The following is a 14,944-nucleotide window of genomic DNA, read 5'->3' on the forward strand; positions in this document are numbered from 1 at the left end:
TCTTTGTCTAGGTTCTCAAGATTTAATCCACTTCGGGTTTAAAAGAAATCATTAAGTTCTTCATTCACTTAAGCAAGGAAACATGTTTAGGTGTATAATCAGAATAAAGCTCAAAAGAAAATCCAAAAATCATACACAACACATTAATGGATATTAACGAATTAAACGCTAAACTCGTATCGGAATTGCGCGAGATTGCTAAGTTGATCGGTATCGCGGATGCTGATAAATTGCGTAAGCAAGAATTAATAGAAAGAATTAGCAATACCGGTGGGGAAGAAGAAGCAGCTCCGGCTTCTGTAGAAAAAGTTGCTAAAGTGGAGGAAGATAATCAGGAACAAGGTGAACGCACTCGTAAGCGCGTAAGAACGGTGAAGACCGTCGAGCCTGTGACTGTCAGAAAACGTGAGCCTGTTGAAAGTGAGGAAAGCAGTCCCGCGGTAGAAAGTACTCCTACAACAGATAAAGGTTCCCAACCTGAAAAAACACCTCAAACTCCTAAAGCTGAAAATACTTCTTCTAGTACAGATTTCGACAATGTTATCGTTAATGAGGGTGTGTTAGAAATTATGCCAGATGGCTATGGTTTCTTGCGTTCATCAGACTATAACTATCTGACATCTCCAGATGATATCTATGTATCACAGTCTCAGATCAAATTATTTGGTTTGAAAACAGGAGATACCGTTCGTGGTTGTATTCGCCCTCCAAAAGAAGGTGAGAAATATTTTCCATTGGTTAGAGTAGAGGCCATCAACGGACAGAATCCTGCAGAGGTGCGTGACCGTGTGCCTTTTGACTACTTGACACCTTTATTCCCAGATGAGCGCTTAAATCTGGATATGGGTATGGGTAACTACTCAACTCGTATTATGGATTTGTTTACGCCAATCGGTAAAGGTCAACGTGGATTGATCGTTGCTCAACCAAAAACGGGTAAAACAAATTTATTGAAGGAAGTTGCTAACGCAATTGCGAAGAATCATCCTGAGGTATATCTTATTATCTTGTTGATTGATGAGCGCCCTGAGGAGGTTACGGATATGGCAAGAAGTGTACGTGCCGAGGTTGTATCATCTACTTTTGATGAGCCAGCTGATCGCCATGTGAAAATTGCTAATATTGTATTGGAGAAAGCGAAACGTATGGTAGAGTGCGGTCATGATGTTGTAATCCTATTGGATTCAATCACTCGTCTGGCGCGTGCTTACAATACTGTTGCTCCTGCTTCAGGTAAAATCTTGTCGGGTGGTGTGGATGCAAATGCACTACATAAACCAAAACGTTTCTTTGGTGCGGCTAGAAATATCGAAAACGGCGGTTCATTAACAATCCTTGCAACAGCTTTGACAGATACTGGTTCCAAAATGGATGAGGTGATCTTTGAAGAATTTAAAGGAACGGGTAATATGGAATTGCAGTTGGATCGTAAATTAGCGAATAAGCGTATCTTCCCTGCTATCGACATTACAGCGTCAAGTACGCGTCGTGATGATCTATTGACAGATAAAGAATCATTGCAACGTATTTGGGTACTTCGCAATCACTTGTCAGATATGAATTCTACAGAAGCAATGGAATTCTTGCAAGGGCAAATGCGTGGTACTAAATCAAATGAAGAATTTTTGATCAGTATGAATGGGTAATCCCATCAAATTTTAATATTTTAGCCATCATTTTACTAAAATGATGGCTTTTTTTGTGTCCGATCGTATGATATGGTTAAGTATAACTCAATGTTGAGATATTAAAACGATATTGAGCTGCTAATACATACAAATAAGCCACTTTGAAAATTGCAATAAGTACATAAATATAATATTGATGAAAAAACATATTCCAAATCTGCTGACCTGCCTAAATCTCTTTAGTGGTTGTATTGCTGTACTGATGGCGTTGGATGGCAACATAAAAGCGGTAACTATATGTGTGCTTGCTTCTGGAATATTTGATTTTTTTGATGGTATGGTCGCAAGGCTGCTTCATGTAAAGTCGCCTATTGGAAAAGAGCTGGATTCACTTGCCGATATGGTCAGCTTTGGATTTCTACCAGGGGTAATTATGTTTACACTATTGCAAAAAGTGTTTCCCGGTGGATCTTTATTTCCTTATCTAGGCTTTATTGTTACTGTATTTTCTGCTTTGCGTTTGGCTAAGTTTAATTTGGATGAGCGGCAAACAGCAGATTTTATTGGACTTAATACACCAATGAATACTTTTTATGTACTTTCATTGCCTTATATTGCGGATAAGTATCCTGAACTCATTATAAATCCAATATTTTTGATTTGTAGTGCACTCTTGACCAGTTACTTGTTGATTAGCGAGATTCGACTGTTTTCGATGAAATTCAGTTCAATGGACTGGGCGACGAATAAATATCGCTTTATTTTTCTATTCTTAACTTTGGTTTTATTTGCAATTGGACAGTTTATGGCTTTGCCAATTATTCTACTTTTGTATTTTATACTTTCAGCATTGCATTTTAATAAAAAAACGATCTAACTTAGATCGTTTTTTCATATTGTTCGAGTTCAAATAACAGTTCTTTCATTTCGATGTCCAGCACCTCAAAAGTTGCTCTAAGCCCCTCTAAGGATTCCTGATTTTTGGCACTTAATTCCAAATTCTCAAATTTAGCTTTTAAGTGAAAAGCTCCGATATAATCCATAGTCGGTTTAATATGATGAGCTGCATCTGCAATTTTTTGATGATTACCTGTATTTAGGGCATTTCGCAAGTTGTCTAAGTCTACTGGGGTCTGGATAAGATACATTGATACAAATTGTTTGATCAAATCTGTATTGTCAAACATATTCTGGTTGATCAGGTCAATGTCGATATGATTCATCGTCGCTAATTTTCTTTACGGGTAATTCGTCCTTGCAATTATGCAATAAAGATACATTATTTTTTTTGTAAACGGGGTGTATGTATGTTGGGGCTATTTCTGCTAAGGGCTCCAGTGTAAAGCGTCGTTCTGAAATAAAAGGATGTGGTATAATCAGGTCGGGGTGGCTGATGACTTCGTCGTTGAAATAAAGTAAATCGATGTCTATTGCCCGCTCTCCCCATTTCTTCAGTCGTATTCTTCCCAGGTCTAATTCAATCTGTTGGGTAAGATTTAAACATTCAAGTGCAGATAAATGTGAGCTTATTAGGATAACTTGATTAAGAAATGAAGGTTGATCCTCAACTCCCCAAGCTGCAGTTTCATAAATTGAGGATTCTTGCAAGATCATTCCAATCTGTTGTTCGAGGGATTGTTTTGCTAAAGAGAGTTGTTGTAGGCGATCTCCTAAGTTAGTTCCCAATAATATAAAAATCTTGTTCATGTCGCTAAATTAAGTCTTTATGAAATAAAATACTGGGGGAATAAAAAATATTGCATTACCTTTAGCGTAAAATAAATCATTCCCTTTGCAAGAACTGCATAAACTGGAATTAATTATAAAATATGAAATCATTTTTTAAGTATGTATTGGCAACGATTACAGGGATTGTTATATCTTTTGTGATTTTGTTTATTGTTTTTATGGGTATTATCGGTGCGATTATTAGCTCTGCTTCCTCTGATCAGGAGGTCGTTGTCAAAACCAATTCGGTGCTGTTTCTATCTTTTGACTATGATATTAATGAACGGAATGATAATAATCCTTTTGGAAGCTTAAATCTTCCGGGTTATTCTACCAAGAGTATCGGGTTGGATGATATTCTAGCAAGAATAAGGTATGCCGCAACAGATGCGAATATTAAGGGGATTTATATGGATGCGGGTAGTATTGGTACTGGTTTTGCAAGTTTAAAGGCAGTGCGCGATGAACTGTTAACATTTAAAAAAACAGGGAAATTTGTTGTTGCCTACAATGCAGGGTATAATCAAAAAGCATATTATGTAGCCAGTATTGCAGATAAGGTATATGTCAATCCCCAAGGTACCATAGATTTTAGAGGTCTTTCTAGTTCGACAATGTTTTACAAAGACCTATTGGACAAAGTTGGGGTTGAGATGCAGATTGTGAAAGTAGGGACGTTTAAGAGCGCGGTGGAGCCTTACTTCCTAAATAAGATGAGTGATCCAAACCGTTTGCAGGTAACATCGTATCTGGGAAGTATATATGATACTTTTATCAATGAAATCGCTGCAAGCCGGAATATTCCAGCAGATTCATTACGAGGTATTGCCAATGATTACTTGGTCAGAAATGCCGATGATGCAGTGCGATATAAGCTTGCTGATGCAAAGATATATAAAGATGAGTTATTGTCGGATTTGAGAAAAAGATTGAAGATAGGTGAGAAGGATGAGATATCTTTTGTTTCATTGTTCGATTACAATAAAAAGGTGAAGGATGATGCCAGTGGATCTGAAATAGCTGTACTTTATGCTGTTGGCGAGATTGTGGATGGTGAAGGTACTCGTCCGGGAGAGATCGGAGGGGATAAATTTTCAAGAGAATTACGGAAGCTGCGAGAGGATGATGCAATCAAAGCTGTTGTGTTGCGTGTGAATTCACCTGGGGGTTCGGCACTTGCTTCAGATATTATCTGGAGGGAGGTGATTTTGACTAAAAAAGTTAAACCAGTAATTGTTTCTATGGGAGATGTTGCGGCTTCAGGTGGCTATTATATTGCTGCGGCTGCTGACTCCATATTTGCTGAGCCAACGACCATCACCGGATCAATTGGTGTATTTGGTGTAATACCGAATTTCCAGAATCTGATGAACAATAAAATTGGCGTTCACTACGATGGTGTAAAGACGGGTAAATTTGCAGATTTGATGACTACTTTTGATCGCCCATTGACCGCTGAAGAAAGGGATATTATCCAACGTGAGGTTGACAAAGTATATGCTACTTTTACAAAAGTTGTGTCCGAAGGTAGAAAGATGTCATTGACGAATGTTGATAGTATTGGTCAGGGCCGTGTTTGGACAGGTACACAGGGGGTGAGTAACAAATTGGTGGATCGTCTGGGTAATCTTGATGTTGCCGTTCAGGCGGCGGCTAAAAAGGCAAATCTAAGCAAGTATAAAGTTTCACAATATCCTGCGAAGGAAGATCCGTTTACCTCAATATTGAACAATTCGAAGGAAAAAGTTCAGGTTTGGGTTGCTAAAGAACAAATGGGCGAATACTATCGTTATTTTGATGTGATGCGGAAGGCGACAGCGCAGAGTGGGGTTCAGGCAAGGTTGCCTTATGCTGTTGAAATCCATTAATGATAATTTAATCCGATAAAAAGGCATTTATTTGATGAAAATAAATGCCTTTTTTCTATATTTAGCTGTTCGTTTGGCAAACGACAGATCCTAAAACATTAAAGTTACATAATGAAAACAGTAGACGATTTAAATTTTGCAGGTAAAAAAGCCTTGGTTCGCGTAGATTTCAACGTTCCTTTGGATGAAAATTTCAATATTACGGATGATAATCGTATTCAGGGAGCTGCTCCAACAATAAAGAAAATTTTGAACGACGGCGGAAGCGTGATATTGATGTCCCATTTAGGAAGACCAAAAGATGGTCCTACTGATAAGTATTCATTAAAACATATTGTGGCTCATCTATCTAAGGTATTAGGTACAGAAGTTCAATTTGCCGATGATTGTATTGGAAATGAAGCTGTAGAAAAAGCTGCTGCATTGCAGGCTGGCCAAGTTTTATTACTTGAGAATCTACGTTTTTATAAAGAAGAGGAAAAAGGTGATGTAGGATTTGCTGAAAAGCTTTCAAAATTGGGTGATGTTTATGTGAATGATGCCTTCGGTACCGCGCATAGAGCACATGCCTCAACTGCGATTGTCGCACAGTTTTTTCCATCAGCTAAATATAGCGGTTATTTGATGGCTGCCGAGGTAGGGAATGCAGAGAAAGTTTTGAATAACCCTGTTAGACCTTTTACAGCGATTATGGGTGGAGCGAAAGTTTCTGATAAGATCCAATTGATCGAAGCTTTACTGGATAAAGTGGATAACTTATTGATCGGTGGAGGTATGGCTTATACTTTTATCAAAGCAAGAGGTGGTGAAATTGGTAAGTCATTGGTTGAGATGGATAAACTTGACCTCGCAAATGAATTGGTAAAGAAAGCAAAAGAAAAAGGAGTGAATCTTGTTATTCCTACAGATGCTCAAATTGCTGATGCGTTTTCTAATGATGCCAATGTATATGATGGACCAAATGATCAAATTCCTGCGGACCTTCAGGGCTTGGATATTGGTCAGGAGTCAGCTGAGAATTTTGCGGCTATTATCAAGGATTCAAAAACAGTTCTTTGGAATGGACCTATGGGTGTTTTTGAATTTGATACTTTTGCAAAGGGTACGAAGGCTGTGGCTAACGCTGTTGTGGAAGCAACAAAAAATGGTGCATTTTCTTTAATCGGCGGTGGAGATTCAGCTGCAGCAGTAAGTAAATTTGGTATGACTGAAGATGTCAGTTATGTCAGTACAGGTGGGGGAGCACTATTGGAATATATGGAAGGTAAAGTTCTTCCTGGTGTAAAAGCACTCGAAGACTAATAAAACAAACAGAATATAGAAAAGGGATAATGCTGAATTATCCCTTTTTTTATGGAGAAAGACTGCCTTAAATCTATTGCGTTTTTTTATTGACGTTGGTAGGAGCTAATGACTTGTGAAAAAAGCTTTCTATTTATTATAGCTGCGATCCGTTTGTTAATGTCAGATTTAAATCAATTATCTGTTAAATATCTGTATAGTGTTGGTGAGTGTTTACCGTATTTGCTAAATTTAACATAACATGATTATATAGGTTTTATTGATGGATGCTAATCACAAAAAAGAAAAAGATAGTTCGGGTTTTTTTTCGGTGTTGACATACAATGTGGCGGGATTGCCAGGGTTTATTTCTTCTGCAATTACAGGCAGGAGTAGGAGTATTGCTGAAATAGGCAAAAAGATTAATCCTTTTGATATCGTAAATGTGCAGGAGGATTTCAATTATAACAATAGTCTTTATTTGGGTGGGAACCAACACCCTTATCGGACCAAACCCAAGGGGCGTGTGCCTTTTGGTGATGGTCTGAATACTCTGTCTCGTTTTCCGATGTCAGATGTAGTGCGGGTTCCCTGGAAAAAACGCACAGGAGCTGATTCTCTGACACCTAAAGGCTTTACTTTGGTCAAGGTGGAAATAGTTTCGGGGATATGGCTAGACGTCTATAATGTACATGCAAACGCTCAGAACAATAGGCGAGCCTCTAATGCTAGAAGGGACAATCTCAATCAACTGCGCGATTATATAGGTGAAAACTCTAGTGAGAATGCACTGATTGTTATGGGGGACTTTAATGCACATTATAGTTTCGGTGATGATAATCTACATGATTTTATGGAGTCAACCACATTGGTGGACAGCTGGGTTGAACTCCAAAACGGCGGACTGGTACCAGAAGCGAAGCATGCATTCAAACCTCCTCATATGTTGTCAATTGGCAACCAGAACGAGTCAATAGACAAGATTCTTTACCGTAGCAACGGTCATCTAAATTTGGCTGCACGTGACTATAATATAGAAAATAATCTGTTTACGAACCTCAGGGGTCTACCTTTGTCAGATCATTATGCGCTGGCTGCTAATTTTAATTGGGCTATTCACCCTTAGTAGGTGTAATTTAAACTTACCGTTGGAACGACGCGCTGCGTCGCTGTATTATCATTGATGTAGGTTCCTTTTACGACAAACTCAAAGTCGGGCAATGGATATCTAAAAGCATTGAAATCAAAGGAAAGGTATCCTCCAAAACTCTTCGGTGCCGCTTCTTTATGTTTGTGGATATTTTGATAGTCTGCAAATACACCACCTTTTATACGTTTTATATAGGTTAGTGATCCTATATTAAAATCAGGATAGGCGATTGGAAAACGATAATTGACCAATAATGTATTTTTTATCTTTTCATATTTGTAATAACTAAACCCGCTGACGAGCGGGATATCGTTGATATATTCATAAATTCCCGTTCCCGCCTGTGCACTCAAGCGAATTTGAAATCCATGATTGTTTACAAAGCCGGGTAGATAAAATACTGTTCTCGCAGATAGAATTTCACCTTTGGCCTTGTTTTCAAAAGGTGTGTGCCTATAAGTTATACTGAAATTTTGTCCCCATCGCGGGTATTGATCCATATTTGCCATTCGGGCATTTCGGTTGAAATAAAGTTGGTACGTTAACGGAAATGCAGTTTCGTAATTAAAGTTTTTGAGGTCATTCCGACTTAGGCTGTAACGTTTCAAATAGGCTGTTGCAAAATTGAATCCTGTGGAATAATTGTAATCAAGCCTATAAAAAGATAGGGGGATAGAAATTTGTGAGGAAACGTAATGTTCTCTCCAATCGAACCTTACACTGCTGTCTGGTTTATTGGGCACGCTTGCTGCTGCGATCTGCCCTCTATTTTCGTAGCGAAGTGAGAATTTCGGAAAATACTTGTTGTAAGTAAGTTCGGCCGAATAAATACTTTTTCTGATGTCTGTATCGTATTCATAGCCAAGCGCAATTTGGGTCGTGTTTAAAATGTTATTTGAAAGCCAAAAAATGCCAGGTTTGAAATTATCAAAACTTTCAAAGTTACTACTACTTAAAGAAAGACTATGGAAGTTAAACGTTCGTCCAAGTCCTTTGTATGGCTCAATGGTGTAATGATGGCTGGAATCTGGTGCTGTGGCAGCAATATTGAATATGCTGTCTTTCTTTACAGCGTCAGCATAGTAGTGGGAAAAATAATCGATTTCTGGTTTTATATCGAAGGTTGTATCTAAACTTGTTTGGCTGATTTTATAACCATTGTATTGATAGTTGTTAAAAAGCAATTGCTTAGTTTCTTTATTATAAAAAGGATTAAAAGCGCCGAATGGAGCTTTGGTCAGGAGATGTTTCGCTTCCGATTGACGATCTATTTTGTAAATGTTATCAATACCATTAAAGTTGGCTTTGACAAGTATATCCATACCTGAAAGGTATTGTGGTCTTTCGTATTGTTGATCGCCCCATGAGGTGATGTTTGTGATTTTATCATTTTTGAGATCTATTTCGCAGAGTGCGGTTCCCATTTCTGATAAGCGGATAGCAATTACTTTGTCTCCTGTTGGGTTAAAAGCGGGATGTTGAAGCTGTTCTGAATCCACTGTTTTTATCCGCTTGATTACAGAGCCGTTTTTAAGGCTTATAAGCGTAAGATAACTTGTGTTGGATAAATCTACTTCAATACAAGCAATAGATTCGTCTATGGGGCTAAATACGGGTGAATAATATCTAGACTGCTTGGTCAGTGTTTTGATTTTTCCTGTTTTCCGATTCATTAAATTGATGACACTATATGTTCTCTTGTTATAACGTGGATCTTTTCGGAGTTCATCCCATACAATATATTCTTTGTTGATGTCGAAATGTGGGGTCAACTGGATACCCGTTTTTACAAGTTGTGATTCCGACTTCTTATCGTTGTCATAAGTATATATTGCATTTGTTTTTTCGGGATTTTGCTTGATGAAATAAATTAAATTTCCCTCTGATTTTGGTAATAAATTGCTGTTATAATAGCGGTTATTTTGACCGGAAATTTCAGTGTAATTTTGGGCTAAATAATTTACTGTTTTTTGCTGCCATATTGAGTCTAGTTTTGTGATAGTTTTATTGAATAAATAGCGGCTATTTCCACCTATTTTTTTCTTCAGTACACGGTTGATATTATAAGGATAGAGTGGCCGTTTGTTGAGCTCTGAAAATAAATCTGCTTCGTAATTTGGTGGCAGTTCCGATTTAAGTGTTGATGTCATCAAGTAGCCAATTGTGTAGTAACTGGGGACAATATCCTTAAAGGATCCGAGTAGGTATTTATCGAAACTATAGTTCTGTTTAGATTGGAAGTTGGCTTTGATCGGCATTTCAAAAGAAGGCAATCGACCTCTTCCTCCACGAGAATAAATGGTTTCAGTCAGCGTAGCATCGCCTTCGAAAAACCAGGAAGGAACTGTAAGTCCATAATAAGCCAAGGCCAATTGTTCGAAAAAGGGAGCTCTTAATTTTCCTGTCAATTTGTCAAACTGGTTAACATGTCTGGACTCATGGAGGATCAGATTGGGTAACCAAGTTTGGTTATCAGGTTCGGCTCCGGCAGTGCTATATAGCTCGGATTTTCGAGGAGATAACTGTACAAAGCCGTTTGTCTGTAGGTTCGTATTGTGTATAATGAAGGGGATCTGTCGCGGCGTTATTTTATAATTTCTACTTGTTGTACGTAAAGAGTTGTGGACCTGATTTGCTAGGGTAGGGGCTTTACCTTTCATCTCTTCAGGGAAAATGAGTTTAAAATTCGGGGTCTCGATTTTGAACCATTTCTGACTTAAAGGGGCTTGGCTGTCTTCAAAAAATTGTGCAAATGTTTTTTCTGAATATATTGTTAATATTATTAATATTAAAGTGTTGGTAATTATGTTTTTATATTTCATATATATGGCTAATTTATGAATTGCTATTTTTTTTAGCTAAATATTTTGGTTTTATATGAATCTTATGTTTTTATTAAATTATTAAATATATTGATTTGTATATAGTTATGATTTTATTGAGTTTGTGTTTTTTGCTGTTTATTTATTGTTTTTAGTTTGTTTTAAATGCTTGCTTTCGCTGTAGAAATTCGTTGCTCAACTGGAAAGAAGCACGTGACGAATATACTCAAATATTCAGGTATAAGTTAGGTGCTGCTGAAAAATATTTGGACATTTTTTATGCGTACGAATTTTATGCTTACGAAAGGGAGAAGGTTTTTTGTCCGGAAAGCGGGATGTGTAGATAAATTCTTCTTTATGTTTTTTTTTTGTAAAGATGATAGTCGAGCTATGGTGTTCTTATGATGGTTCGTTTTGTTTGTTTTTTTATTGGATCTTAGTGTACAGGAGGGAATATTTGGTAGTGACAAAATGTCTTGTTTCAAGAGAAGAATGGTCGGCTGTTCGCTCAATGAAGATAAAATATGAATGAAGTTTTATGGTCTTTTTATTATTTATTTTTTTATTCAGAATTTACTTTAAAAAAGCGATTTTTGTAACATATAATTTTGTACCGATGTAGGATTTTAAAATCGAAAGGAAGATATGGAAGAACTGGAAATGCAGGTAAGTCAAATAGAACAATTGATAGCGAATGGTGATTTTGTTGGGCTGGAAGAATTTCTAAATGAATTGAATATTTCTGAGGTAGAGGAGTTGATTGATGAGCTGCCTGAACATGGTTCACTCTTTATAGAATCCTTAAATTTGAACCGTGCTGTAAACGTTTTTCGGATCCTTGATTTTCCCACCCAAAATCGAATTTTTAAAAAGCTTTCTAAAGCTAAAATAAGTGCTTTAATTAATGAGTTGCCACCTGATGATCGGACTTCTTTTTTCTCCGAAATGAAGGATGATATAAAGCATTTAATCTTGCTCCTGCCACCAAAGGATAGGGTGGAAGCTTTGGCTTTATTAGGCTATCCCGAAGATAGTGTCGGGCGCTTGATGACACCAGATTATATTACTGTAAAAGCACATTGGAGTATCGAAAGAATACTTGGACATATTCGTCGATATGGAAAGGATTCTGAGACTATTGATGTGCTTTATGTCATAGATTCAAATGGTAAGTTGATTGACGATATTCGTATCAAAGATGTGCTGATGGCAGAGCCCGAAACAATAGTGGGCGATCTCATAGATTATCGATTAATTTCTTTGAATGCCTATGACCCGCAGGAGGAGGCAATTAATATTTTTCGTATGAATAATAGGGTTGCGCTTCCGGTTGTCGATGGACAGGGGGTGATGCTTGGGATCATTACGGTAGATGATATCTTGTGGGTAGCCAATGAAGAGTATACCGAGGATATGCAACGTATTGGTGGTACAGAGGCTTTGGATGAACCCTATTTGGATGTTTCCATCAAAAATCTTGTTAAGAAACGCGCGGGCTGGTTGATTGTTTTATTTCTAGGACAGTTATTGACAGCAACCGTCATCGAACATTTTGAAGAGCAAATGGCGAGCGCAATTATGTTATTTGCGTTAATGCCAGTGATTATATCCAGTGGTGGTAATAGCGGTTCGCAGGCTTCTACATTAATTATACAAGCGATGGCATTAGGGGAGGTAACACTTTCGGATTGGTGGCGCGTAATGCGAAGGGAGATATTGTCTGGTCTGTTGCTTGGGCTTATCCTGGGTGCCCTTGGTTTTTTGAGAATCATGGCTTGGCAGTCCTTTGCACATAGTTATGGTGAATATTGGGTACTGGTTGCTTTGGTGATTTCCTTGTCCTTGATAGGTGTTGTCCTTTGGGGCTCGCTTATGGGATCTATGCTTCCTTTTGTGATGAAGAGGTTAGGGGCCGACCCTGCGAGTTCATCAGCACCATTTGTATCAACTCTTGTGGATGTTACAGGCCTTTTAATTTATTTTACCGTAGCCACATTAATTCTCAAAGGAGTATTACTTTAATCCATGCGCTCAAGGTTGATTTGTTTGAGGGAATCGACGAATAACGCTTGCTAGCATTTAAGTAAAAGAAGAATTATGCTGTTAGCGTTGCTTAAAGAAGGTTTTTAGCGAGGACAGGAGAAAAGAAAAAATAAATTATTCTAGTTGGATTTTAGGAAGTTGTAAAAAATGTGTTCAAAAAATTTGTAGTATTCTAATAATCTTCCGATACTTGCATCACGGAAACGCGATAGGGTCTCCGGAAAAATTGAAGAAAACATTCCTGAATAGCTCAGCAGGTTAGAGCATCTGACTGTTAATCAGAGGGTCGCTGGTTCGAGCCCAGCTTCAGGAGCAATTTAATAACTTACATAACCGGAGTTTTTAAAAGTATTCAATTTTTCATTCCTGAATAGCTCAGCCGGTTAGAGCATCTGACTGTTAATCAGAGGGTCGCTGGTTCGAGCCCAGCTTCAGGAGCAATAAGCAAATGATAAAATTATTTGCGAATAATATAAAAATGTACTATTTTTGTGCATTCAATGAGAAAGGAGTTTCTCGGAAGATTAAACATTCCTGAATAGCTCAGCAGGTTAGAGCATCTGACTGTTAATCAGAGGGTCGCTGGTTCGAGCCCAGCTTCAGGAGCAATATTGAAACCGGCTTTATGCCGGTTTTTTTGTTTACCATGCTTATTAAAAAACTATGAGTTTAGTAATTATTGGTACGGTGGCTTTTGATACAATTGAAACACCGTTCGGTAAAACTGACAAAATTCTAGGTGGCGCCGGTACTTTTGCGAGTTTAGCGGCGTCCTATTTATGTGATCAAATCAAATTGGTCAGTGTTATTGGAGAAGATTTTGGAAGCCGTAATCTTGCTGTTATAAAGGATCGTGGCATCGATGTATCGGGTGTTCAGATTGTTCAGGGAGGACAAACGTTTTCGTGGTCTGGAAGATATCACAATGACATGAATAGTCGGGATACGCTAGCAACGGACTTAAATGTATTGGCGGATTTCGACCCAATTATTCCTGATAGCTATCAAGATTGCGAATATCTTTTGTTAGGCAATCTAACTCCACAAGTGCAGTTAACAACCTTGGCCCGCCTGAAAAGGAAACCAAAACTCGTTGTGCTGGACACGATGAACTATTGGATGAATGTTGCTTTGGATGATTTAAAGAAAGTTCTCCAAAAGGTAGATGTCTTGACGATCAATGATGCTGAGGCTAGGCAGCTATCCGGTGAATATTCATTGGTTAAAGCGGCAAAAGTTATTTTGGCTATGGGACCAAAATATTTGATTATAAAAAAAGGTGAGCATGGTGCATTGCTTTTTGGCGAGAATCAGATTTTTTCTGCTCCGGCTTTGCCTTTAGCCGATGTATTTGATCCGACAGGAGCAGGAGATTCATTTGCCGGTGGATTTATTGGTTATTTAGCCAAAGTAAAAAGCATAAATTTTACCAATATGAAGAATGCGCTGATTTTTGGATCCGCACTGGCTTCTTTTTGCGTTGAAAAGTTTGGTACAGACCGTCTCGTGGATCTTACCGAGGAAGATATACAGAAGCGTCTTAATGCTTTTGTAGCACTGTCTCAATTTAATCTATAGATTTTTATTAACTCTTCAGGATTCCGACAACCTGAAATTTTGAAAATACACTGTCTGAATGAGGAGCGTCTTTAAGCTCCTCAGTTAGATCTTGGCCCGCCCAATGCTCATAGTGCATGCCATTTTTCCAAAGTCTACTGTCACTCACATCATAAATATAACCTTTGTAAGCAACCCAGATCTGGGGCTTATCCTGACCATTTCGCAATGCGAGCTGACTCTTGCTATATTCGGGTAATCCTTCTTTTGTCATCACGATCTATCAGAAGGCGAAGATAGAAAAAACTAGGCTACTTTATAAGCAGATAGTGATCGTTTCATTAATTTCCGGGCAACATGTATCCTCGTCTTTACAGTTCCAATAGGGATGTTTAAATGCTCTGATATCTCATGGTATTTAAATCCTTCGAAATAGAGCGAAAAGGGGATGTAGTATTCTTCTGAAAGATTGGATAGCGCTTCGTGAATATCCTCCATTACGAACTTACTTTCTCCGTGGTTACTTGAGGCAGATATTAGGAGATTAGAATTGGAGATGTCTTCATCTTTTGTTATGAAGGAATTGGTTTTTACGATCCGTCTATAGTTGTTTATAAACGTATTTTTCATGATGGTATAAAGCCATCCTTTTAGGTTAGTCCCTTCTTTGAAATTTTTGAAGTAGGTTACAGCTTTAAGGATAGTATCCTGTACGAGGTCGTTAGCATCCTCATAGTCGCTGGTAAAGTTTCTGGCGTAGAGTTTTAGTGAGTCCGATTGCTCAATAACCATGGTGTCAAATTCATTCTTTGTCATAGCTTAATGAATTATAACTGTTCTTTTTAAGAAACAGTAAGTTTATAAAAT

Annotated in this window: 12 protein-coding genes and 3 tRNA genes; 10 read left to right on the forward strand and 5 right to left on the reverse strand. The window is 37.9% G+C overall.

The window, feature by feature from the left end; all coding sequences use genetic code 11:
* Nucleotides 1–146: 146 nt before the first annotated feature.
* Both rho and pssA read left to right on the forward strand, forming a co-directional pair.
* Nucleotides 147–1,646, forward strand: coding sequence for a transcription termination factor Rho (rho, locus tag OGI71_RS00770; RefSeq protein WP_282253419.1), 1,500 nt, complete (start codon nucleotides 147–149; stop codon nucleotides 1,644–1,646).
* A gap of 178 nt (nucleotides 1,647–1,824) precedes the next feature.
* On the forward strand, nucleotides 1,825–2,505 hold the full coding sequence (gene pssA / locus OGI71_RS00775) for a CDP-diacylglycerol--serine O-phosphatidyltransferase (RefSeq protein ID WP_282253420.1): 681 nt from the start codon (nucleotides 1,825–1,827) through the stop codon (nucleotides 2,503–2,505).
* Between the two features lies 1 nt (nucleotide 2,506).
* Here pssA and OGI71_RS00780 read toward each other — a convergent pair whose 3' ends face one another.
* Together OGI71_RS00780 and folK are read right to left on the reverse strand one after the other, a co-directional pair.
* Complete coding sequence (locus tag OGI71_RS00780) at nucleotides 2,507–2,851, reverse strand: Hpt domain-containing protein (RefSeq protein WP_120260587.1); 345 nt, start codon at nucleotides 2,849–2,851, stop codon at nucleotides 2,507–2,509.
* Entirely contained in the window at nucleotides 2,832–3,335 is a 504-nt protein-coding gene (gene folK / locus OGI71_RS00785; protein ID WP_282253421.1) for a 2-amino-4-hydroxy-6-hydroxymethyldihydropteridine diphosphokinase, read from the reverse strand. The genes OGI71_RS00780 and folK overlap by 20 nt, the downstream gene beginning before the upstream one ends.
* A gap of 122 nt (nucleotides 3,336–3,457) precedes the next feature.
* Here folK and sppA point away from each other — a divergent pair, with 122 nt between their 5' ends.
* The 3 genes from sppA to OGI71_RS00800 all read left to right on the forward strand — a co-directional run bounded on the left by sppA (nucleotide 3,458) and on the right by OGI71_RS00800 (nucleotide 7,631).
* Entirely contained in the window at nucleotides 3,458–5,224 is a 1,767-nt protein-coding gene (gene sppA / locus OGI71_RS00790) for a signal peptide peptidase SppA (protein ID WP_282253422.1), read from the forward strand.
* Between the two features lie 111 nt (nucleotides 5,225–5,335).
* Entirely contained in the window at nucleotides 5,336–6,526 is a 1,191-nt protein-coding gene (locus tag OGI71_RS00795; protein WP_282253423.1) for a phosphoglycerate kinase, read from the forward strand.
* Between the two features lie 262 nt (nucleotides 6,527–6,788).
* Nucleotides 6,789–7,631 (forward strand): endonuclease/exonuclease/phosphatase family protein, encoded by an 843-nt coding sequence (locus OGI71_RS00800; protein ID WP_282253424.1) that lies wholly within the window; start codon nucleotides 6,789–6,791, stop codon nucleotides 7,629–7,631.
* On the opposite strand, the gene OGI71_RS00805 is transcribed toward OGI71_RS00800, so the two are convergent.
* Nucleotides 7,628–10,315 (reverse strand): hypothetical protein, encoded by a 2,688-nt coding sequence (locus tag OGI71_RS00805; RefSeq protein ID WP_282253425.1) that lies wholly within the window; start codon nucleotides 10,313–10,315, stop codon nucleotides 7,628–7,630. The genes OGI71_RS00800 and OGI71_RS00805 overlap by 4 nt on opposite strands.
* An 807-nt stretch (nucleotides 10,316–11,122) precedes the next feature.
* Between OGI71_RS00805 and mgtE the strand changes: the two genes are divergently transcribed.
* The 5 genes from mgtE (at nucleotide 11,123) to OGI71_RS00830 (ending at nucleotide 14,098) form a co-directional block, all read left to right on the forward strand.
* Nucleotides 11,123–12,499, forward strand: coding sequence for a magnesium transporter (mgtE, locus tag OGI71_RS00810; protein ID WP_120260594.1), 1,377 nt, complete (start codon nucleotides 11,123–11,125; stop codon nucleotides 12,497–12,499).
* A gap of 260 nt (nucleotides 12,500–12,759) precedes the next feature.
* Nucleotides 12,760–12,833: transfer RNA gene (locus tag OGI71_RS00815), tRNA-Asn, on the forward strand.
* Between the two features lie 51 nt (nucleotides 12,834–12,884).
* Nucleotides 12,885–12,958 (forward strand) — tRNA-Asn (locus OGI71_RS00820).
* A 94-nt stretch (nucleotides 12,959–13,052) separates the two neighbouring features.
* Nucleotides 13,053–13,126 (forward strand) — tRNA-Asn (locus OGI71_RS00825).
* Nucleotides 13,127–13,183: 57 nt separating this feature from the next.
* Entirely contained in the window at nucleotides 13,184–14,098 is a 915-nt protein-coding gene (locus tag OGI71_RS00830) for a PfkB family carbohydrate kinase (RefSeq protein ID WP_282253426.1), read from the forward strand.
* Between the two features lie 7 nt (nucleotides 14,099–14,105).
* Here the strand turns inward: OGI71_RS00830 and OGI71_RS00835 are convergent, their stop codons facing one another.
* Together OGI71_RS00835 and OGI71_RS00840 are read right to left on the reverse strand one after the other, a co-directional pair.
* On the reverse strand, nucleotides 14,106–14,351 hold the full coding sequence (locus OGI71_RS00835) for a cytochrome b5 domain-containing protein (RefSeq protein WP_282256116.1): 246 nt from the start codon (nucleotides 14,349–14,351) through the stop codon (nucleotides 14,106–14,108).
* A gap of 32 nt (nucleotides 14,352–14,383) precedes the next feature.
* On the reverse strand, nucleotides 14,384–14,893 hold the full coding sequence (locus OGI71_RS00840) for a sigma-70 family RNA polymerase sigma factor (protein WP_282253427.1): 510 nt from the start codon (nucleotides 14,891–14,893) through the stop codon (nucleotides 14,384–14,386).
* Nucleotides 14,894–14,944 lie beyond the last annotated feature (51 nt).

This window comes from Sphingobacterium sp. ML3W, assembly GCF_029542085.1.
Taxonomy (GTDB): Bacteria; Bacteroidota; Bacteroidia; order Sphingobacteriales; family Sphingobacteriaceae; genus Sphingobacterium.

Excerpts from the sequence above, each read along its gene's own strand:
- rho (WP_282253419.1), top strand. The coding sequence starts at position 147 with ATGGATATTAACGAATTAAACGCTAAACTCGTATCGGAATTGCGCGAG.
- pssA (WP_282253420.1), top strand. The coding sequence starts at position 1,825 with ATGAAAAAACATATTCCAAATCTGCTGACCTGCCTAAATCTCTTTAGT.
- OGI71_RS00780 (WP_120260587.1), bottom strand. The coding sequence starts at position 2,851 with ATGAATCATATCGACATTGACCTGATCAACCAGAATATGTTTGACAAT.
- folK (WP_282253421.1), bottom strand. The coding sequence starts at position 3,335 with ATGAACAAGATTTTTATATTATTGGGAACTAACTTAGGAGATCGCCTA.
- sppA (WP_282253422.1), top strand. The coding sequence starts at position 3,458 with ATGAAATCATTTTTTAAGTATGTATTGGCAACGATTACAGGGATTGTT.
- OGI71_RS00795 (WP_282253423.1), top strand. The coding sequence starts at position 5,336 with ATGAAAACAGTAGACGATTTAAATTTTGCAGGTAAAAAAGCCTTGGTT.
- OGI71_RS00800 (WP_282253424.1), top strand. The coding sequence starts at position 6,789 with ATGGATGCTAATCACAAAAAAGAAAAAGATAGTTCGGGTTTTTTTTCG.
- OGI71_RS00805 (WP_282253425.1), bottom strand. The coding sequence starts at position 10,315 with ATGAAAGGTAAAGCCCCTACCCTAGCAAATCAGGTCCACAACTCTTTA.
- mgtE (WP_120260594.1), top strand. The coding sequence starts at position 11,123 with ATGGAAGAACTGGAAATGCAGGTAAGTCAAATAGAACAATTGATAGCG.
- OGI71_RS00830 (WP_282253426.1), top strand. The coding sequence starts at position 13,184 with ATGAGTTTAGTAATTATTGGTACGGTGGCTTTTGATACAATTGAAACA.
- OGI71_RS00835 (WP_282256116.1), bottom strand. The coding sequence starts at position 14,351 with ATGACAAAAGAAGGATTACCCGAATATAGCAAGAGTCAGCTCGCATTG.
- OGI71_RS00840 (WP_282253427.1), bottom strand. The coding sequence starts at position 14,893 with ATGACAAAGAATGAATTTGACACCATGGTTATTGAGCAATCGGACTCA.